The sequence below is a fragment of the Candidatus Bathyarchaeota archaeon genome (assembly GCA_026014685.1).
Taxonomy (GTDB): domain Archaea; phylum Thermoproteota; class Bathyarchaeia; order Bathyarchaeales; family Bathycorpusculaceae; genus Bathycorpusculum.
The window spans coordinates 307,369-328,131 of the sequence record JAOZHW010000005.1; the positions used below are offsets into that span (position 1 = coordinate 307,369).

The window sequence follows — 20,763 nt, forward strand, 5'->3', positions numbered from 1 at the left end:
ATTTATTTCTATTTTTGAACATTCAATTCTTGTTTTTAGCATTTCATATAATTGATTGCTGCAAATATCCAAAAGATCACCAGACTGAAAAATGGTGTGAGAACTCTATTCGGGGTAAGGCTTTAATGCAGACAAATGCTTAGTTTCTTGTGGTCTTTTTATGATTGTCGGAGTCTCTGGAAGCCCAAGAAAAGAAGCAACCGAATACGTCCTTGAGCAGGCATTAACGATGCTTAAAGAGAAAGGTTACGAAACCAAGTTTTGGAATGTCCGCGGCAAATGGATGGAATACTGCATCCACTGCGACTTCTGCCTAAAAAACAAAGTCTGCACCTTCCAAGACGACCTCGAAGACCTCTACGAACAATTCGCCAAAGCAAAAGGCATCATATTAGCCACACCAGTCTACAACGGCGGCGTCAGCGCCCAACTTAAAACCGTCATGGACCGCACCCGCTCACTGGTCGCGGCAGACAAAGACTTCTTCAAAGGCAAAGTCGGCATGGGCATAACCGTCGGCGGAGACAGAACAGGCGGCCAAGAACTTGCCCAGTGGCAAATCCACACTTTCTACCTCATAAACGGCATGATCCCTGTCGGTGGAGGACCCTTCGGCGCAAATTTGGGTGCAAACTTTTGGAGCAAAGACACCTTAGAGGGCGTAAAACTTGACGAAGAGGGCGCGCGGGGACTTAAAAAGACTGTGAAGCGGTTTGCGGAGTACATTGAATTGTACTGTAAAAAGTAATCGGTGAATTTTATGAGTGAAGTTAAACCTAAAAAATTAAAAGTTGCTTGGGGCATAACGGGTGCAGGCGACAAAATCGCTGAAATCATCGAAAATATGAAAGACCTAAAAAGTCAATGTCAAGACAAAGTTGAATTCGACGTTTACATCTCTAAAAACGCTGACACCATGCTCAAGTTTTATCGCCTCGACGAAGAAGTCAAAAAGAATTTCCCCAAAGTTTGGGTGGAAGCCAACTCTAACTCGCCTTTCTTGGCAGGGATGGTACAAAGCGGCAAATACGAATTCCTTCTGATAATGCCCGCTTCATCAAACACAGTGGCGAAAATCGTTAACAGCATAAGCGACACACTCATCACCAACGCGGCGCTTATGGCGCTCAAAGCATTCGTACCCGTTTGGATTATGCCTGTTGACTACAAGGAAAGCATCATCTACACCAAGCTGCCTAACGGCAAAGACATGAAGCTCCGCGTAAGAAAAGAGGAAGCCGAGCAGGTTCGCAAGTTGATGCAAACTGAAGATGTGCATGTGTTTGAGAACCCTGCGAAGGTGCGTGAGGGCTTTTTGGAGTGGCTTAAAACAGTCAAGACCTGATTTCTTCTCAGCTAAACTTTTTTTTATCCAATGCCCATTTTTGCTTAATTTTTTGTAGGTTGTGGTTGCACGAGTGAAACAACAAAGATTTTTATTGTATCCAAGTAACCCTTTTCGGTTATTAACGTGTTGTACATGGTTAATTGCCCCCATTGCGGTCAAAGCATTGCTAAACCCTTGCGAAAAATCGAGAACTCCGCGTTCTGCATTGAGCTCTACAGGTGCCCCAAATGCGGGAAAGAGTTTAAGCGCTTCATTTAGGCCTGTAAACAACTAAGCCGTTGGCGGAGTCTTTTACTGCTAAAGCGGTGTTTTTGCTACTTTACGGGCTACTTGTTTGTCATCTGCGTGGATGTAGCCCTCAGATAGGTCTTTTGGTTCTATACTATGTGGCATCCAAATGAAGCCCACAATCCCTTATATCGCCAATTCAGGTTACCTTTAAAGTGGAAAACGCAAGGGATAGCCAACACGTTAGGCGGGTCAGACAGCTGCCAAAGGAGAAGGCTTCTGCCCCAAACACTTTTTAGCATTCTTCTCTGACAGCACAAGGTTTGGTCCGCTTAACCTCACTTTTTAACGCCAAGACCATTTCACGCGACGTCTCAGCGCAGAGGCCCCCTCCCTTATATAAAGCCTAAATGAAACTTTAAAGGTTAAACCCAAATAATGGTTTATTGTGGTTGCCTGTGAAACTGGTTTTTTGGCTACTCGACATCAACCCCAAAGTAGATGAAGATACCTTTGAGCTGTGGCTTTGGGGGATCGATTCGGAGGGCAACCGTGTGCTACTTGTCGAGCGCAACTTTGCCGCTTACTTCTACGTCGTTCTCCACGGCGGAGCTAACCCCGATACCGTGATACAACAAATAACGGGGACAGCCGCGGTTGAGGTAGCTAAAACTGAAGTTGTTAGCCGCCGTTTCTTCGGCAAACCAGTCACCGCCATAAAAGTCACCTGCAAAAACCCCACAAAAACCGCACAAGTCGCCAAGGAACTCCGAAAACTTGACGGCGTCTCTGACTGCCTCGAAGACGATATACGGGCGGCGATGCGCTACTTAATCGACAACGGTGTTGTGCCCTGTGGGTGGCATGAGGCAGAAGTAGCAGAAGAACCAAACACCCAAAAGGTAAGGGTTGATGGGGTTTTTTCGCTTCTTTCTTCGCCTAAACCGCTTGACAACCCAAATGTGCCGCGCTTGAGGACGCTGGCTTTCTCTATTGTTTGCTACAGCCATGAAGGCACACCTAAACCTGACCGAAACCCCACAGTGTTAATTTCAACGGTCGCCAGCAACGGAGAAGAACACCAGTTCGTCGCAGACAAAAACAACAACGACAAGCAACTTCTCAACGACTTCAACGCTTACATCAAAAAATTCGACCCCGACGTCATCGTAAACTACGGCGGCAACGCAACCGACTGGACATACCTAAAAAGCCGAAGCCACAAACACAACCTGAAACTGGATTTTGACCGCGCAGGATTCGAACCCCACACCAGTGTTTACGGTCACGTCTCAGTAACTGGCATCGTGAATGTGGATGTGGCTGATTTTTCAGACATGTTCCCTGAGGTCAAGGTTAAGACGCTTGCAAATTTCGCTGAGCACTTAGGCGTAGGCGCAGCTGGAAGTGGGGTGGTTGAGGATGTTTTGGTCGCGGAGTACTGGGATAACCCGAAAAAACGTCCAGAACTGGAGCGGTTTTCGTTGGAGAGCGCTCGTAGAGTTTACGGCGTGGGGGAGTTGCTTGTTGATTTTGCCATGCAAATGGCGGGTTTAACCAGCCTCCCCTTGGATCATGTTATGACGGCCGCGACGGGGTTTCGCGTGGACTGGTATCTGGTTAAGTTGGCGCAGAAAATCGGAGAGTTAGTGCCAAGACGCCTAGAACAACAGTACATATCCTACGCTGGGGGGTTGGTGCTTTCACCCAAACCTGGTTTGCACGATAACATCGCGGTGTTGGACTTCAAATCCATGTACCCAAACATCATGATAACCTACAACATCTCCCCTGACACCTACATTGAACCCGACCAACCTGACCCCGAAGGCGGCTCATACAAAGCACCCGAAGTTGGTTATCGGTTCCGCAAGACGCCGCCAGGATTCTACAAAGAAGCCCTCACATACTTAATCAACATCCGCGGGGAACTACGCCAAAAAATGCTTGCACTTAACCCTAAAACTGTTGAATACCGCATCTTGGATGCACGCCAAAAAGCCGTCAAAATCCTCACCAACGCCATCTACGGCTACGCAGGATGGGTGGGCGCCAGATGGTACATTAAACCCGTCGCTGAAGCCGCTTCGGCTTGGGGGAGGCACATAATTTTGACGGCGTCACAGATGGCTCAACAGGCGGGGTTGGGTGTGGTTTACGGCGACACTGACAGTTTATTCATCAACTACGACAAAGCCAAAGTTGACCAACTTCAAAAAGGCATCAAGGTTGAACTCAAACTTGACGTAGAAATCGGCGAAGTCTACAAACGCATCTTTTTCACCGAAGCAAAAAAACGCTACGCAGGCTTACGTCAAGATGGCACCTTGGATGTTGTGGGTTTAGAGGTGATTCGGGGTGACTGGGCAGAAGTCGCTAAGCAAGTGCAAGAGCATGTGCTCGAAATTATCCTCAAAGAGCAGACGCCCAAAAACGCCGTCGCCTACGTGCACTCGGTGGTGTCTGATTTACGACACAGAAGACTACCACTGGATAGCCTTATTATTTGGAAGACTCTGACTAAGCCGCCTGAGCAGTATGCGGTGAGAGCTCCTCATGTAGAGGCGGCGAAACTGCTGCTTGAGAAAGGCTGGCGATTGGGAAGCGGCGACAAAGTAGGCTATGTGGTTGTAGCTGGGAAAGGGGCGCTTAACCGCCGCGTTAAACCACATGTTTTTGCTAAACTCGACGAAATCGACGTTGACTATTACGTGACTAATCAGGTTTTACCTGCGGCAGCGCGGATACTGGAATTCTTTAACGTAACCCAAAAAGACTTAGAGAAAACAACAAAAGAAGAGAAAACAAAGAGCCTAAGTGAATACTTTTAGGCTGGGGGAATTGCCTGCTGGAAGGTTATCAAGTCAACGTTGAGTGCAGGTTTTACTGCTTCAGAGATGCGTGAGGCAACGATGCGTTTGATGGATTTGTCTGCTGCGATGTCCACGATGCGTTGAGTTATGATGCCGTCAAAGACTATGGTGTCTACGCCTGTTACCTGTTGAAGTTTCTCTGCGAGTTGGCTAACGGGAAGGCGCTCGATTAATTCGAGTTTTTCGTTTAGCAAGACTGCTTCGAGGGTGCCTACGAGTGCTTTGGCTGCTTGGCTTATGGTGTCGGGCACTTGGATTTTGGGGGGTTGAGGAATGGATACTTTTTTGGGTGCGGGTGGCTGCGGTGGGGCTTGCGGTGGTTGTTGTTGCTGTTGTTGGGGTTTGCCTTCTTTGAGTTCAGAAACTGGAACTTTGCCTTCTATGGCGTCGTTGATTTCTTTGCAGTTGCATTCCTCGATTTCTTTGCCTCTTGGAGCGCGACCGACAAATTTGACGTTGGTGACTTGCAGGAGTTCTTTTTGGATTAAATCTCCGCCTCTATCGCCGTCAAGCAGTGCGGTAGCATTGCGTTCTTTGGTGATTTTCTTGATGGAATCAGGAATTTTTGCGCCTTCAAGTGCAACCGTGTTAAAGATGCCGCAACGCATGAGGTTTATGATGTCTGCCCGGCCTTCAACTATGAAGATGTCTTTTGCGCCTTCTAAGCCGGGGCCTGCAGGTAATTCTTCAGGTCCGTATTTTTCGACTTTGCCGACTTTCATGGTGTCGCTGATTTCTTTGTAAACTTCGTCGACGCTAGGCATGGATTCTATGTTCCATCGGTGGAGGATTTCTTTGGCGCGGTCGATGATGACTTTTCGGCGGGCTTCGCGGATGTCTTCGATGCGTTCAAGGTTGACTTTGGCGCTGCAGGGTCCGACGCGGTTTATGCTTTCGACGCTTGCAGCTATGAGGGCTGTGGATACGCGGTCGAGGCTGGTGGGTATGGTGATTGAGCCTGTTGTGCGGTCATTTTTAGAATGCAGGTCGATTTCGATTCTGCCGATGCGTCCTGTTTTTTGCAGTTCGCGCAAGTCGAGTTCTGGACCAAAAAGGCCTTCGGTTTGCCCGAAAACTGCCCCTATGACGTCGGGTTTTTCTACGACCCCTTCAATATCAAATTTAGCGTGTACAACGTACTTTATCGTAAAGGTTTGGGATGCTCCCGTAAGTGTGACTCTCCTGTGAATTATTTATGTTTAGGTTGATTATGTAATCGCATTATGCGATTTTACTCGCAATGATGAGATTAGGTTAACTGATTAAGAATTAGGGTGCATTGCGTCTAATAATACTTGTGGTGTACCCGTCCAACGTACATTAAGCATCAAATCTGGCTGAGGCACGCTCAAAAGACCGTTTACCCTTTAACTTAAATAATTATTCACACAAAGAGAAAGCGACAAACATGAGCCTTCACTTAAACCCCGAATACGACAAGCTCCTGCCCCGAATGTCAGAAGAAGAATTCGCTGAACTCAAACGCTCCATTCAAACTGAAGGTCAACATTACCCCATAATCGTAAACGGAGACCTCGAAGTCCTAGACGGCCACCACCGCTTCCGCGCCTGCACAGAGTTGGGGATAGAACCCGATTTTGAAGTTAAACACTTTGAAGATAAACTGCTGGAGAAAAAGTTTGTTATAGAAGCCAACTTGCGGCGTAGGCACCTAAACAACTTTCAACTTGTAGAGTTAGCTGTTCCGCTGCTGGAGATAGAGAAAGCCCTTGCCAAGAAAAGACAGCAGAAGGGCGGCAAAAACGGACGCGATGCACAGTTGGGGTTAGCGTCACAAGACGCAGAGCCGCTGTTTGAACCTGAAATCAAGGCAAAAGCAACAGAAATTGTGGCGAAAAAAGCTGGTGTTTCCACGCGGACTCTGGAGCGGGGGAAAAAAATCATAGAGAAAGCCAGCGAAGATGAAAAACAAAAACTCCGCGAAGGCAAAACCAGCATCTCAAGGGTTTATCAGGAAATAGTGAACGAAGAAAAACCCAAACCACAAGAGCCGCCAGCGCCTAAAGTGGAGTCTGAACGTGACTTGCACAATAAGGCGGAGCTTTTGTCTATTCTGGAGCGCCTGCTAAGCGAGGAATTATTCTGCCCCTCCTGCGGTAACGCCATGTTTGAATGTAGCAAATGCCACAAAACCCTAAAAGAACTACTCAAGGCAGCCAAAAATGAAAGCCATAATCAACCCTGAAAAATGCACTTGCTGCAAAAAATGCGCTGTAGCCAAAGCCTGCCCGATTAAGGCGGTTTTCCGTCTGGGTGAAGGGGAGCCCGTGGTGGTTGATGTGAGTTTATGTCACGGCTGTGGATTATGCGCTGCCGAGTGCCCTTCAGACGCGGTTGTTCTTAGAGAAAGCTAAAATTTGCTTTCGATTATCTGCTTGATTAGCCGCTGTTCAGCTTTGCGCAGGTGTTCAACGACCGTGGAGTTTACCAAGCCTATCTTTTTTGCGAGTTCCTCGGAAGTTATTTTTCGGGGGATGTCGTAGTACCCGTACTTGTATGCAGCAAGCAAAACCTCCCGCTGCTTCGCAGTTAATTGGCTAAGTGGCGAGATGGGTGAAAAGTTGGCGTCCGCCAACAGAACCACGCGGAAATGGATGCCTATTGCGTTAACTTTTTCCATGAAACTCTTAATCTGCTGCTCGTTGCCCAAAAAAGAAAAACGTACTTTGCCATCTGCAATTCCCAGCGGCGGAAACAGGTAGCCTCCTTCGATGCCTAAGTCGTTTAAGACGTTTTGTAGGGTGGGTGAGGCGGTGCGGGTGAAAAGTATATAGGCTCCGCTTTTTTCTTGTTCAATGATTTGTGCGTCTAAGAGTAAGCCTGAGTCTTTTAGATCTTGGATTTTTGTGGAGGGGTCGAGGAGTTCTATGCGTGAAATTGTGGCGAGTTCTTGGTCGTCTTGTCTTAGGAAGTAGAGGAGTTCGAGGGATTTTATTTTTTTCAGCGGTGGAAGTTCGATGCCTGCTTTTTGCAGTTCTTTCTCTGAGGCTTCAAGTATTAAGCGGCGCATACGTCTAATGTTGTTTGTACACATATATTTCTATTGAGAAGCCGAGTATATTCGGTACAATCTTAAAGAGACGCCCTGCCTTCCTAAAAAGGATTAAAATCACCATTCAACAAACGGAAGTGTTCATATTTGAGTAACGGAAATAACGCCTTCACAAAACTCGGCCACATAATAACTAAACGTAAGTGGGCAATAATCGGCGTCTGGATGCTGCTTTTGGCGATCATCTTGCCTATCGTGGTGACAGCGTCGGGTGTTTCCTCCTTAAACATGGAAGCATCAAGCGATAGCAACCAAGAATCCGCCATAGCAGAAGATATAATCTCTGCACAATTCAAGAAATCAGTATCCAACGATTCACTGGTCATCGTAATCTCCACCCGTGACGCATCGTCACTGGCAACTCAGCAATTTATAAAAGAATTAACAGACGCCATAAACGGCAGCTCCAGCATAACGGGAATAAAAAACATAACCAGCGTCTACACAATTTTAATCCCAGCGCTTAATCAAACCAACGAAGGAGTCTACGCTGCCTACTACGGCGGCAACTTGACTTATAATTTACTTTACAGCGTCTCCACTATCTACTCGAACGTCTGGTATCAAGCGTACAACACAGCCAAAGAACAACTATCCTCAGGCATAAACCAAACCAACCAAGGCGTTTACACACTACTGGAAAACGCCAACATGACATACAACCTACTTTATGGCGTCCCAGCCGCCTACAGCACAGTTTGGGCTACCGCCTACAACCAAACTCGCCTGCAACTCATCGAAGGCCTCAACCAAACCAACCAAGGCGTACATCTCGCATTACAAAACGCCAACTTAACCTACAACCTCCTCTACGGCGCACCAGCCATCTACCTAAACATTTGGACCCAAACATACAGCCAAACAGGCGACATCAACCAATCTAACCAAATCGCCTATCAACAAACCGCCACCATCCTACAGCAAACCGACCCAGAAGCATTCGCCCAGTACACCTCACCGTTGCTGGACGCCTTCTACGGGATATGGACTCAAAGTTTCTCAGACCCACAAACCGCCGCCTGGACACCGCTTGAACGCGCAGTCTACGCTTCAACTCAAACAAACCAACTCTACATCAACACCTTCCTAGCAGGCGACCCCACCAGCCAAGCGTTCGTCACAGCTTTAACGGGTGCATTGACCTTTGAGAACTATCTAACTTTTACTCAAGAACAAAACAACGCCGCATTAACCGCGTTTGCCATACAGACTGTGGTCGCGGGTTCAGGTGGGTTATCTTCAGCTGAATTCGTCACTGCAGCCTACAACTTGGGCGAAAACCCCTCGCTTTCAGCGTTGAGTACTTTGGCTGAGGCAATAATCGTTGACCCAGACACATACAACATGGGAACAAACTTCATCGCAACTTTTAACCAAGTTGCGTACACTCAAACAGCTGCCATACTCCAGCAAGCTGACCCCGCCTCATACAACCAGTACACTGCACCTTTGCTCTACGCGTTCAACGCTACTTGGGTGGGTACCTTCCAGAACCCTGAAACCCAAGCCTTACCCGTTATGGTTCGGGCATCTCTTGCTGCAAACATCACCAACCAGCAATACATCAACACCGCGCTTGCAGGCAACGCAACCATGAAAGCCTTCGTTACTGCTCTAACGCAAGCCTTCACGCTTGACAACTTTATGTACAACACTCAAGACCAAAACAACGCTCAACTCCAAGACTTCGCAATCAAATATGTTGCCAACCAAGCAAACTCGGCTGTTTCCTTCGTAAAAGCCGCTTACGACTTAGGAAAATCTCCTTCATCTTATGCTTTGTCTTATCTTGCCGACGAGGTAATCTGGTATCCAGACTTCTATGGCATGAGCAAACTAATACCCACCTTTAACAGCGTCTCTTATGAGCAAACAGAAAAGATACTAAAAGACCTCGACAAAGAAGCCTTCAACGATTACACGTCCCATCTCCTTAAATTCTTTAATGCTTCTTGGACAAAACGAGTTCCAACCCAACCAATATCTGGCGTAGCTTGGATAAACAGCACTGCCTCTATTGCCGCCGACGTAGCCAACACACAATTCATCGCCGCCTACCTAAACGACACCGCAGACTTCGCCAGCCAAATCGCTTCAAACCTAAAACTGCAGGACTACCTAAACGGCAACACCACTTATTCAAACGCCAAAATCAAAAACCTAACCATAAACTACGTCGCAGACGAATCTGGTTTATCCACAAAATTAGTTGAAGCCATCTACGATATGGGAGAAAACGCAACTGAAAGCGCGATTAGAGCTTTAGCTTCACAAGTTGTCTCTAACCCTGATGCCTTCAACATCGGGCAACCCTTCAAATCTTTAATCACCTCTTTCGTATCACCCGCAAAAGATGTTACTTTGGTTTCTATTACTTTTGAGAACTCAGATAACACTAACCTCTTAGCGATACGAGGAATCATCGCAGAAAAGTTAGTTCAAAACCCCGCCGACGTATCCTCAGCGTTAGTCACAGGAAATGACGCCTTAAACTACGACTTTGGGCAATCAACCAACGAAGACCTCGACCTCATTCTCCCCGTAACGATTGCACTTCTGGTCATTGCTACTGCACTGTTTTTCCGCTCCATCATCACCCCCATAGTCACCTTGGGCACTATCGGTGTGGGGCTGGGTGTTTCCCAGATTTTCCCCTACCTCGTGGGCACATACATAAACCAAGTGGACTACACCATCACCACGGTACTGTTAACTGTCCTCATAGGCGTGGGCACCGACTACAGCATCTTCGTCATAGCTCGTCATCGCGAGGAAAGAATCAACCAGTTGCCCCTCTTTGAGGCAATCAAGAAATCCATCACATGGGCAGGCGAAAGCATCGTAACCAGCGGCGCCACAGTTATAATCTCTTTCCTTGCACTTTCAGCCACCTCGATGGTTTTCATGCAAACCATGGGCATCATCGTAGGTTTAGGCGTCATCGTCACGTTGCTTGCCTCCCTAACGTTTGCCCCTGCCCTAACCGCGATTTTGGGCGACAGAATCTTTTGGCCCAACTCAGGCGAACGCTTTGAACGCTACGCAAAAGGCATCACAGAGAAGAACAACCGCAGAGGCGGCTACTTCGCCAGAAGTGGGGCTTTCTCGGTGAAACACGGTAAAGTAATCATTCTGTTAGCGGTCTTAGTTACAGTGCCTGCTTTCTATGTCTATGCAACTACTACGCCGACATACAACCTCTTAGGCAGTGCATCTGAAAACTTGGAGTCTGTTGCTGCGTCTAACACCTTAACGGACTCCTTCGGTGGGGGTAGATTAATGCCGACATACGTTGTCGTTACCTTCGCCAACCCCATCATCAATAACGGCAGCCTCAACACAGGAGAAATGGCGACGCTGCAAAGAATCGCTTCAGACATCGCGGACAGCGAAGGCATCCATCAAGTTACAGGACCAACGATGCCGTATGGCGAAACAGTCGATTACAAAACCATAACCAACGAAACCGACTCAACCACCTACAGCGCCATACTGGACACTATAGGTGAAGACAACAAGTCAGCGTTAATAACCGTGCAGTTCAACGTTGACCCGTACTCAACGGAAGCCATGAACTACGCTCAGGCGCTACGTGAATCTCTCCATGCAACCTATGACGACGCAGCTAACGTAACAGGCATCTATGTGGGTGGAACAACAGGCTCCATCCTTGACACCAGAGTTTCCTTCCAGAACCAGTTTAACCAGATTCTGCCAATCGTAGCAGTAGGCGTCGGTTTGGTGTTGTTCTTCGTGTTGGGTTCACTGATTCTGCCCGTCTTCGCGGTTCTTTCAGTGCTAATGAGTATCGTCTGGACCCTTGCACTTACCATGGTGGTTTTCCAAAGTGTATTCAGCTACGGCTTGCTCTTCATAACCCCCTTGATACTCTTTGTGTTGCTGCTTGGTTTAGGCATGGACTACAACATATTCATCCTAACCCGCATACGTGAAGAAGCAGCTAAGGGTCAGAGCCTAAACGACGCCATCGTACACGCGGTTCAACAAACAGGCGGCATCATCACCGCTGCAGCCGTCATCCTCGCAGGGTCGCTTGGAGCGTTGATGCTTTCAAGCAACATGATGATGAAAGAGATGGGTTTCGCATTCGCCTTTAGCATCTTAATCGACGCATTGGTGGTGCGAACTTACCTTGTGCCCGCGGTGATGTCAGTGTTTGGCAAATGGAACTGGTACAACCCCATAAAACGTCTGCAACGCATAAAACACTTCGAAGACAACCAAACCCCAGAGCAGCCGCCAACAGCGCAAAAAGCTGACTAAGCTATTATGGGAACGTGTTTGTTCCCTAACAATCTTTTTATAAATCCCCTGCCTTTTTAGCAAAAAATTCCCAATCAAGCTCAGATGACTAAATTTATGGTACAATACAAGTGGGTGGCACTTTCAAACACAACCCTTGGCATGCTGATGGCATCCATTGACATGACCATCGTTTTGATTGCTTTGCCGTCGATTTTTAGAGGCATAAACATTGACCCCTTCACCAGTTTCCAGTATCTGCTCTGGGTCATGTTTGGCTACAGCATCGTAACCGCGGTGCTGCTGGTAACTTTCGGGCGACTCTCAGACATCTACGGCAGAGTGCGCCTCTACAACTTGGGCTTCGCCATATTCACCGCAGGCTCCATCCTGCTATCCATCACACCCCACACGGGAGACGCAGGAGCCATCGAACTCATAGTATTCCGCATCATACAGGGCGTCGGCGCAGCCTTCCTCTTCTCCAACAGCGGAGCCATCATAACCGACGCCTTCCCAGAGAACGAACGCGGCAAAGCGCTGGGCATAAACCAGTTGGCGTTCCTTGCAGGTTCACTCATCGGCTTGGTTTTAGGCGGTGTCTTGGCTGTTTACGATTGGCGTCTGGTCTTCTTGGTCAGCGTCCCCGTCGGCGTAGTTGGCACCGTTTGGTCTTACTGGAAACTAAAAGAGCAACACGTTATCCGGAAGAAACAGAAACTCGACGTCTGGGGCAACTTATGTTTCGGCGGCGGCTTAACCCTGATACTGCTGGGCATAACTTACGGGTTGACGCCTTACGGTGACTCGCCGATGGGTTGGGGTAACCCGTTCGTTGCTGCCTCTTTAGCGGTCGGCGCCGCGTTGTTGATGGCGTTTCCCTTCATAGAGCGCCATGTAGAGGACCCGATGTTTCGTCTTGACCTCTTCAAGAACCGCACCTTCGCCGCAGGCAACATAGCCACCTTCCTGAGTTCCATGTCACGAGGCGGCGTAATGATTATGTTGGTTGTGTTGCTGCAGGGGATTTGGCTGCCTCTGCATGGCTACAGTTATGAAGATGCACCCTTCTGGGCGGGCATATTTATGATACCCCTCTCCGTTGGCATCGCAATCACTGGTCCGCTGAGCGGTTGGCTCTCTGACAAACACGGCGCAAGAGTACTCGCAACAGTCGGCATGATAATCACAGGCATAACCTTCTTAGTCTTCACCTTGCTACCCGCTAACTTTGACTACTTACCCTTCGCGCTCATACTGCTCATAATGGGCCTCGGTAACGGCATATTCATGTCCCCCAACATGGCATCCGTCATGAACAGCTGCCCCGCTGAGCACCGAGGAGCCGCCTCAGGCATGCGGTCCACACTGCAAAACTGCGGCCAAACCATCAGCCAAGCCGTATTCTTCAGCATCATAATCATATCCCTAAACGCAACCCTGCCTGAAGCGCTTTCCACAGCTGTTGCAAACGCAGGCGCATCGCAGCAACTCGCCGACGCATTTAGCACTACGCCTGCTTCAGGCGCGCTTTTCGCGGCTTTTTTGGGGTATAACCCCATTGGCACACTGCTTCAAAGTATGGGTCCACTTGCAGCGGGGTTGCCCGATGCTTCCCGGGCGATTCTGGAAGGACAAACTTTCTTCCCCAACGCCATCGCCGCGCCCTTCATGTCAGCCTTAACCCTTGCATTCATCATCGCTGCAGCGCTATGTTTTATCGCAGCCGCTTTCTCTGCGTTGAGAGGACCAAAAAACCAGAACTGTGGGTCGCCAGCTAAAGGCAATTAGCTTCTGCGTTTCAGAACAGCCACTGTCAAGATTAAAGCTGACGCAAACATTAAGAAGAAAACGATTGGGGCGTTGAGTTCTGGAATTGCAGGTGTCGGCTCACTTGTGGCCTGTGGACTCTGCGTCGGAGTGGTCGAATCCATCTGAGAGCTGAACTGAACCGCTTGGAGCGTCACCGTGCAGCTAGCAATGGTGGAGAGGCCTGCGTTGTCTAAGAATTCCACGTAGACGGTTTTTGTACCCACATCACTTGAGATAGTCCATGCTTTCTGTGTGGTATACGGCTCCCAACTTGACCAGTCTTCATCTTCGTTTGCGAAACGCATCAACCAAACGCCCGAAGTTGCGTCACTTGCAGAGACTGTTAAAATTATGCTCGTTGAAGTTGTTGTGGGGTTAGTCCAAACACTACCTGTCGGCGGCGTCTTGTCAAGTTTAATCCCGCTAAGAGTTACATGGGGCAATTCGACGATTGTTTCCTCAGATGGGTTCCATGTACTCCAATACTCCAACGTGTTGCCTGCACTCTCTGTGGTTATTAATGGTTGACCGTGGGCAGTTACGTTGAGGATGTCGCCTTCGTTTAGGCGGTAGAATGTTTCAGTCACTTCCCCATCTGAAGTTAAACTGACCGCGAAATCCGCCGTTTGCCATCCAGCCACATAATCGTCTACTGTACGGGGCGCACACGTTACATTTACCGACAGATTCACTGCTCCGTCACTGACTGTTAAAGTGTGTTTACCGATAGATGTATCAAAAACGGTTAATGTCGCCGAAAAAGAACCTGCCCCGTCAACCAACCAATTTCCTACTTCGGTGCCATCCCAAAAAATGGTTACAGTACCAGCTCGGAATCCATTTCCAACCACAGTGGCACCAACGCCTCTTTGAATAAACGCCTTCTGGGTTAAGTCTGTGTTGTTACCGTATACACCTTGGGCGGTTGTGGTTCCAACCTGTTTTAAGCCTCTGCGGAGTTCTTTGAATGTGGTGTAGTAGGATTTTCCGTCGCTGTTGTCGGTGGCTCTAAAGACTACGTTGTCGGATAGTTGTGTGTTGTCGCCTGCGGGGTTGCATGCTAAGAGGTCAGGTGCATTCGTTGAGAAGGTAAAGTTGCCGTTCACTGTTGCAGTGTTATTAGCTATCGAAATCCAAGACATATTCAGAGGGTTCTGGTAGGATATGTTCACTGAAGCCCCAGCGAAACCTACTCCACTAAGTGTAATTGCGCCTTCAGCTGGACCAGAATCGGGTGAAACCGATAGTTGTGTACCAAAATTCAACGTTAAGGGGCTGCCTAAACCCGTAACGAGATCGTAACCCACGGTCGCGCTGTACTTGTAGTTAGCTCCAGAGGTGATGTCTCGGAAGTATGATGAATAAGAGTTTTTTGCAGATGTGTAGAGGTTAGTGTTGGTTGCAGATTGCCCAAGCGCATGGATACCTGCCCATTGCGGGGCCCCCGCGCTGGTTCCACCCACCTTCCACCAAGTTCCGTTATAAACCGCTACGCCTGTTGTGACGTTGGCGTTGTAGGAGACGTCGGGAACGGCGCGTCGGGCGTAGGTTAATCCATAGTTGGTTTGGTAGCTGGGTCTGCTTAGGTATTTACTGACTCCCCCGCTACTACCTTGCCAAGCGGTTTCAGAGATAACAGTTCCGTCAGGATTAAGCTTAAGGGTAGTTCCACCCACACTCACAACATACCTTGAGACTGCAGGCCAATTCACAACAGATCCATCGTCACCTGAAGCAACGAAGTACTCTATTCCCGATTTACTAAAGTAGCTCTCGTAATAGCCTTCACTTGCAAATTCTTCGCCACCCCAACTCATCGAAACCGCCACCACTCCAGGATAGTTAGATGCATAATCCACCGCTGAAAGCAACGCAGTATTACTCGCATCTACCGCCTCTACCAGCAGGATTTTCGCTTGAGGCGCTATGGCATGAGCCCACTGGACATCCAAACAGGCTTCCAGGGACCAATCGCTGCGGACTTCAATGTTGGATGCCATTTGGTGAACAATAAAGTTAGCGGACTCTGAACTGTTAACAGGTAAACCGAATTCTAAAGAAAACGTGTTAAAGTATTCCTCTATGTTGGGCGTGTGGTAAGCTATTACTACGGCTATGGTGGTTCCGTTTCCCCCGCTGGAAGGCAAGTTGTACGCCGTTCGAACCTGCGTTGGCGTGTAACCTATTGGGTTTGGTGCGCCCGCAAACGGTGAAATATGCATGGGGTGAGCTACCCAATCGTCGTCATCTGGAAGGGCAGAAATGGGCACTGTGAAACAGGAGACCATCATGCCTACCAGAAACAATACTATCACGATGTGTGGGAGAATTTTTTTCCCATTCAACCTATCCACATGTTCCCTAAGATTTAACCGCTAAGCCCAAATTAACGATTGATGGATATTTAAAGGGGCGGCTTCTTTTATGGATTGTTACCGCTAAATCTACATGTAGAACACTATCCAAAAATCAACATCCTCAGCGCCGCCAAAGCGCAAATGATATAGGGACACCAAACAGCAACATTAACAAAGTGAAACTCATGCAGCGTTCATACTCACGTTTACTGGGCGTAGTGGGCAAGCCAAACACGGGCAAATCAACCTTTTTCTGCGCAGCAACCCTTGCAACCGTAGAAATCGCCAACTACCCCTTCACAACCATCAAACCCAACCGCGGCGTCGGCTACGTCCGAACCCCCTGTGTCCACGAAGAATTCCACGTCAAAGACAACCCCAAAAACAGCCTCTGCCTAGACGGCTCCCGCATGGTTCCCGTGGAACTAGTAGACATCGCGGGCATAGTGCCTGGAGCTTGGGAAGGACGCGGGTTAGGCAACCAGTTCCTTGACGAAATCCGCCGCGCAGACGCACTTATCCACGTCGTGGACGCTTCAGGCGGCACCGACTGTGAAGGCAAAAGCTGCAAACCCGGCGAGCACGACCCACTTGAGGATGTGCAGTTTCTTGAAAAAGAAATCACCATGTGGATGGTTACGATTCTAAAGAAGGATTGGCCTAGAATCGCACGGACTGCTGAACAGGACAAAAAAGGAATCGCACATCACCTCGAAGACCGCTTAACAGGACTGAGCATAAAGAAACAGTACGTTAATGAAGCTATACGAAAAGCAGGCTTAAGCGTCGATAAACCAGCAACCTGGAGCGATGACGACTTTTACCGCTTCGTAGACACACTGAGACGTATCTCAAAGCCAGTGCTGATTGTAGCTAACAAAGTTGACCTACCAACAGCGCAAGCCAATGTAGAACGGTTAAGGAAACTTGACTACATTGTTATCCCCGCCAGCGCCGAAGCGGAACTTGCACTCCGCAGAGCTGCAGAAAAAGGCTTAATCGAGTATAAACCAGGCGACAACGACTTCAAGATAAAGCAGCCAGAGAAACTCTCAGCGGGGCAGATACAGGCGCTTGAACGCATCAGAGAAAAAATTGTTAAAACCAACGGAACCACAGGCGTCCAAGAAGCCATAAACACCGCATACTTTAAGCTACTTGACATGATAACCGTCTACCCAGTGGAAGACATAGAGCACCTATCCGACCACAACGGCCGCGTACTGCCAGATACGTATCTGGTTCCAAAGGGCATCACTGCTCATCAGTTTGCCTACGTGATCCACAGCGAACTCGGAGACAACTTCCTCTACGCAGTAGATGCCAGAGATAAACGCCGAATCGGAGAAGACGCCATCCTAAAAGACCGCGACGTTATCAGCATAGTCAGCGCCAAAAAACGGGCATAATCGCCCGATTTAGCCTCCATCCTCCATCTGTCACCCTAAATAATTGCAAATGCGTATCATCCAAACAAAAAACGCCACAACCACACGCTCACCCGCGACCCCTTTTGCACCCGCCAAGCAACCTAAGCCTAAACCAACACCTGCACAGTCTATATAAGGCAGGGGAGAGGGTGGCAGAGAAACATAAAGTGCGGTTTAGGTTCCGTAGCGGCGTTTGCGTTTCTGGAAGGTACGAATCGCTCTTAGCAGGTCGATGAAGCGGAAGTCAGGCCAGTACACATCCAAAAAGACCAGTTCGCTGTAGGCGGATTGCCACACCAGAAAGCCACTTAAGCGTTCTTCACCTGAGGTTCTTATAATCAAGTCAGGATCCTGCTTTGTCATGTGTGCTGTGTAGAGGTACTTTTCAACCGTGCTTTCTTGAATATCGTCTGGTTCAAGTTTGCCTTCTTTAACCAGTCTCGCTATTGCTTTTGCAGCGTCAACGATTTCGGCCCTGCCACCATACGCAAAAGCGAAATTAAGGAAATGGTTATCGTAGCCTTCGGTTGCCTTCTCGACGTCATGAATACGCTTTTGAAGGTCATCAGGAAGCATGTTGATTCGCCCCAACACCTTTACATGGACCCTGTTTTTGTGGATACGTTCATCTGTGAGCAGCTTTAGGAACCGCTCCCCCGCAATACGCATGATTTCCTCAACTTCTTTGGGGTTGCGCGCAAAATTCTCCGTTGAAAACGTATAAAGCGTGACGTATTTCACGTTTAGCTTTAGGCACCAATCGAGGAGTTTCTCAACGGTTTCTGCACCTTTCTCATGCCCCAACCAGGGGTTAATTTCTTTTTCAGAAGCCCAACGGCGGTTGCCATCCAAAATGATTGCTATGTGCTCGGGGGGCACACCGTTTTTAACTTGCCCCCATAACCACCTTTGATATGCCTTATAGATACCCAGTACCGAGAGGACTCTTGTAAGCACTAATTGAACCCCTATTGGATGTCGCGACAGATTAAATTCTAAAAACTAAATCCGAATGCTTCAATTAAAGCTTACTCATGTCTCAACAAGCCACCAAAAGCCAGTTTACGTTTTAGACTTCTTCGATTTTTTCTTCTTTCTTCTTAAAGAAACCCTTAGCCGACTTGTTAACGATGTATATTAGCAAAACAGAGGCAACACCGATGAGAATACCCACGATTATCGTGAACAGGAAAGTGGCGAAAACGGGGTCATTTAAGCCGACCACCGTGGACTGCCCCTTATAGTAGGAAATCATCAGTTTTGCAGTACCGTCAAGAATCATCCTAGACCATGCAACAGAAACTATCAAAGCAACGTTACGGAGCAGTTTCGAATCCCGCTCAAAATATAACCGTATACTTCTACCCAAAAGAACAATACATATACCTACTGTCAATAAGTCTTCAAAACCTAAAATAAAGCTTCCAGCAATGTTAGGAAGCGCACTAATCCAAGCGCCTACATCTGCGGGGAAAGGCTGCACGTTGATGTACACGTTCGTAACACCCAAATATATGCTCACAGCTACACAGAGAATCCCCGCGATGATTGTATAGTTGGAAATCTGAATAGGCAAAGCAGGTGGCTCATAATTCTTCGCCCAATTATAGAAATCTCTGCTGGCGCGATCAACACCGAAGCCTTTAAGCAGCAAAAACCCGCCTACCACTATCACAAAAGCGATGCCGAACAGGTAGATTGCGCCTGGGTAGATGCCTGAATTGTCTATTCCCCAAAGGACTCCGAAAATGAGAACCAAAATACCAGGCAAACCTAAAGCTATCCGAGCGTAACGCGGATTATCCACCAGTAAACGAACATATTTGGTAAAGACTGCAGCAGTTTCCTCGATGGATTCGCTGTGCTTAATCACAATGCGCCTCACAGAGGACACTGGAACGCGGGATTCCACAAGTGGCAAAACCGCTTCGTCAGAGAAACCGTCAGAGACCAATATGACCTCGTTGGCGCCAAAACTTTCCTGTAAACTGTTAAGTTCCGCAACAAGTTTACGGTCAGCACTAACTCCGCCTAAGTCGGTTCCAGAAATGGTGGCTACCTCAAAAACTTCGTCAGCTTGCTTATTAGCGGTTAGTCGATCGTAGAGGCTTACGGCTTCAAACATGGCGTTAGCGTCGGGTTCCTCTGAATCTTTAAGTGCCAACGCAACCGCAGCGTCTAAATTGGCGGTTCTTCCCAAAAGCGGCGTTTTGATGGCTGCTTTAGCTTCTAGATCGCCATCTCTATCAACACATAAAATTAAGATGCGCTTTTGCATCTGCTGATTCGATTCCCGCTTAGCCATCGAAATCTCTATCTCATTAATACAAGCACTTAACTTTAAGCTTACGTTTCAGCCTCGTCGTCCTCGCCGTCGCCCAGCATCATGGCGAACTCTTCCCAACTGACTTTCTCGCCGCGGCTGAGTTTCTCTCGAGCTTCAGACCCGATTTTTTCCTTGATGGCTGCTTCCTTAATTGCGCGTTCAGCTTGCTCCTGTTTGCGTTTCTCTTCTTGTTCTTTGCGGCGAGCTTCATTTTCCTGTCTTCGAGCCTGATACTGCTCCCGCATAGACGCACGGATACCCGTTGATTGGTTAATTAATTCCTTGATTTGCTCATAGATGAGGCTGTTCTGTTCCTTTGCTTTAATGAACGATTGATGGAGACTATCGGCTTCTGCGCGATCCCGTTTCATGGAGTTAAGTTTCTCCATCATCTGCGCATGTAAGTCTTGGCTTTTCTTGGCCAACTCCGTTAATTCCTTGTGATAAACGTCTGCTTGAGCGTCGAAGGTTTTACGGTGCTCAAGGAGTTCTTTAATTTTTTTACGTTGACTCTCGATTTTTTTGTATCCGCTGAGTTGAATCTCCAACTCTTTTACGTTTTCAACGAGCCGTTTCTCCTCTTTTAGATCCAACGTTGTAGTTGAAATCTTCCATTCGATGGCTTCTAACTCTTTTTTAAGTTCACGCTGGCTAATGCGGGGCAAGTTTTTCTTAAGAGCCTCGATCTTCTCGTTGAGGGCGTTTATTTCTTCCATAATAGGAGTGACATTAACCCTGACAGCATCGCGCTGTGCCTTTAGCTCTTTAACTCGGATGTTTAAGGCATCTCGTTCCGTTTTCAGTTGGTTAACTTCTTCACGGACTTTACGTACCTTCTCGTGAAGTTCATCTCTTTTTTCGATGAATTTTTTAATTTGGTCGTTGTTCTCTTGTATTTGCTGTTTTAGTTTGTTGATTTGAAGGTTGATGTTTGAAATTTGGCTTGGGTTTTGTTTCTCAGTCAAGAGTTAGCCTTCTGAAATGGGACTTATTACCTACGATGTAACAATCGAATTTATATTACTTACCTCTGGAGCCTACATAAAAAACATT

At 47.9% G+C, this 20,763-nt stretch carries 14 protein-coding genes; 8 read left to right on the forward strand and 6 right to left on the reverse strand.

Features of this window, described 5'->3' with window-relative positions; all coding sequences use genetic code 11:
* Positions 1–160: 160 nt before the first annotated feature.
* The 3 genes from NWE96_03930 (at position 161) to NWE96_03940 (ending at position 4,407) form a co-directional block, all read left to right on the forward strand.
* Positions 161–748 (forward strand): flavodoxin family protein, encoded by a 588-nt coding sequence (locus tag NWE96_03930; protein ID MCW3983124.1) that lies wholly within the window; start codon positions 161–163, stop codon positions 746–748.
* Between the two features lie 12 nt (positions 749–760).
* Positions 761–1,345, forward strand: coding sequence for an archaeoflavoprotein AfpA (gene afpA / locus NWE96_03935; GenBank protein ID MCW3983125.1), 585 nt, complete (start codon positions 761–763; stop codon positions 1,343–1,345).
* A 689-nt stretch (positions 1,346–2,034) separates the two neighbouring features.
* On the forward strand, positions 2,035–4,407 hold the full coding sequence (locus NWE96_03940; protein ID MCW3983126.1) for a DNA polymerase II: 2,373 nt from the start codon (positions 2,035–2,037) through the stop codon (positions 4,405–4,407).
* On the opposite strand, the gene dnaG is transcribed toward NWE96_03940, so the two are convergent.
* Positions 4,404–5,594: a DNA primase DnaG gene (gene dnaG, locus NWE96_03945; GenBank protein MCW3983127.1), complete on the reverse strand. Its 1,191-nt coding sequence runs from the start codon at positions 5,592–5,594 to the stop codon at positions 4,404–4,406. The two genes, NWE96_03940 and dnaG, sit on opposite strands and share 4 nt — an antisense overlap.
* Positions 5,595–5,857: 263 nt before the next feature.
* On the opposite strand from dnaG, the gene NWE96_03950 reads away from it, so the two are divergent.
* Both NWE96_03950 and NWE96_03955 read left to right on the forward strand, forming a co-directional pair.
* The gene (locus NWE96_03950; protein MCW3983128.1) at positions 5,858–6,655 is read left to right on the forward strand and encodes a ParB N-terminal domain-containing protein; all 798 of its coding nucleotides are present in this window, start codon (positions 5,858–5,860) and stop codon (positions 6,653–6,655) included.
* A complete protein-coding gene (locus NWE96_03955) occupies positions 6,633–6,824 on the forward strand; it encodes a 4Fe-4S dicluster domain-containing protein (GenBank protein ID MCW3983129.1) in 192 nt (63 codons plus the stop codon). The genes NWE96_03950 and NWE96_03955 overlap by 23 nt, the downstream gene beginning before the upstream one ends.
* Here NWE96_03955 and NWE96_03960 read toward each other — a convergent pair.
* Complete coding sequence (locus NWE96_03960) at positions 6,821–7,504, reverse strand: helix-turn-helix domain-containing protein (GenBank protein MCW3983130.1); 684 nt, start codon at positions 7,502–7,504, stop codon at positions 6,821–6,823. The two genes, NWE96_03955 and NWE96_03960, sit on opposite strands and share 4 nt — an antisense overlap.
* A 105-nt stretch (positions 7,505–7,609) precedes the next feature.
* Between NWE96_03960 and NWE96_03965 the strand changes: the two genes are divergently transcribed.
* Both NWE96_03965 and NWE96_03970 read left to right on the forward strand, forming a co-directional pair.
* On the forward strand, positions 7,610–11,806 hold the full coding sequence (locus tag NWE96_03965; protein ID MCW3983131.1) for an MMPL family transporter: 4,197 nt from the start codon (positions 7,610–7,612) through the stop codon (positions 11,804–11,806).
* Between the two features lie 96 nt (positions 11,807–11,902).
* Positions 11,903–13,576, forward strand: coding sequence for an MFS transporter (locus NWE96_03970; GenBank protein ID MCW3983132.1), 1,674 nt, complete (start codon positions 11,903–11,905; stop codon positions 13,574–13,576).
* On the opposite strand, the gene NWE96_03975 is transcribed toward NWE96_03970, so the two are convergent.
* Entirely contained in the window at positions 13,573–15,942 is a 2,370-nt protein-coding gene (locus NWE96_03975; protein MCW3983133.1) for a S53 family peptidase, read from the reverse strand. The two genes, NWE96_03970 and NWE96_03975, sit on opposite strands and share 4 nt — an antisense overlap.
* A gap of 197 nt (positions 15,943–16,139) precedes the next feature.
* Here NWE96_03975 and NWE96_03980 point away from each other — a divergent pair, with 197 nt between their 5' ends.
* Positions 16,140–17,363 carry a redox-regulated ATPase YchF gene (locus tag NWE96_03980; protein ID MCW3983134.1) on the forward strand — a complete coding sequence of 408 codons (1,224 nt, stop codon included), beginning with the start codon at positions 16,140–16,142 and terminating at the stop codon, positions 17,361–17,363.
* 195 nt (positions 17,364–17,558) lie between these two features.
* On the opposite strand, the gene uppS is transcribed toward NWE96_03980, so the two are convergent.
* The 3 genes from uppS to NWE96_03995 form a co-directional block, all read right to left on the reverse strand.
* The gene (gene uppS / locus NWE96_03985; protein ID MCW3983135.1) at positions 17,559–18,341 is read right to left on the reverse strand and encodes a polyprenyl diphosphate synthase; all 783 of its coding nucleotides are present in this window, start codon (positions 18,339–18,341) and stop codon (positions 17,559–17,561) included.
* Between the two features lie 112 nt (positions 18,342–18,453).
* Positions 18,454–19,689 carry a DUF373 family protein gene (locus NWE96_03990; protein MCW3983136.1) on the reverse strand — a complete coding sequence of 412 codons (1,236 nt, stop codon included), beginning with the start codon at positions 19,687–19,689 and terminating at the stop codon, positions 18,454–18,456.
* A gap of 41 nt (positions 19,690–19,730) precedes the next feature.
* The gene (locus tag NWE96_03995) at positions 19,731–20,675 is read right to left on the reverse strand and encodes a hypothetical protein (GenBank protein ID MCW3983137.1); all 945 of its coding nucleotides are present in this window, start codon (positions 20,673–20,675) and stop codon (positions 19,731–19,733) included.
* Positions 20,676–20,763 lie beyond the last annotated feature (88 nt).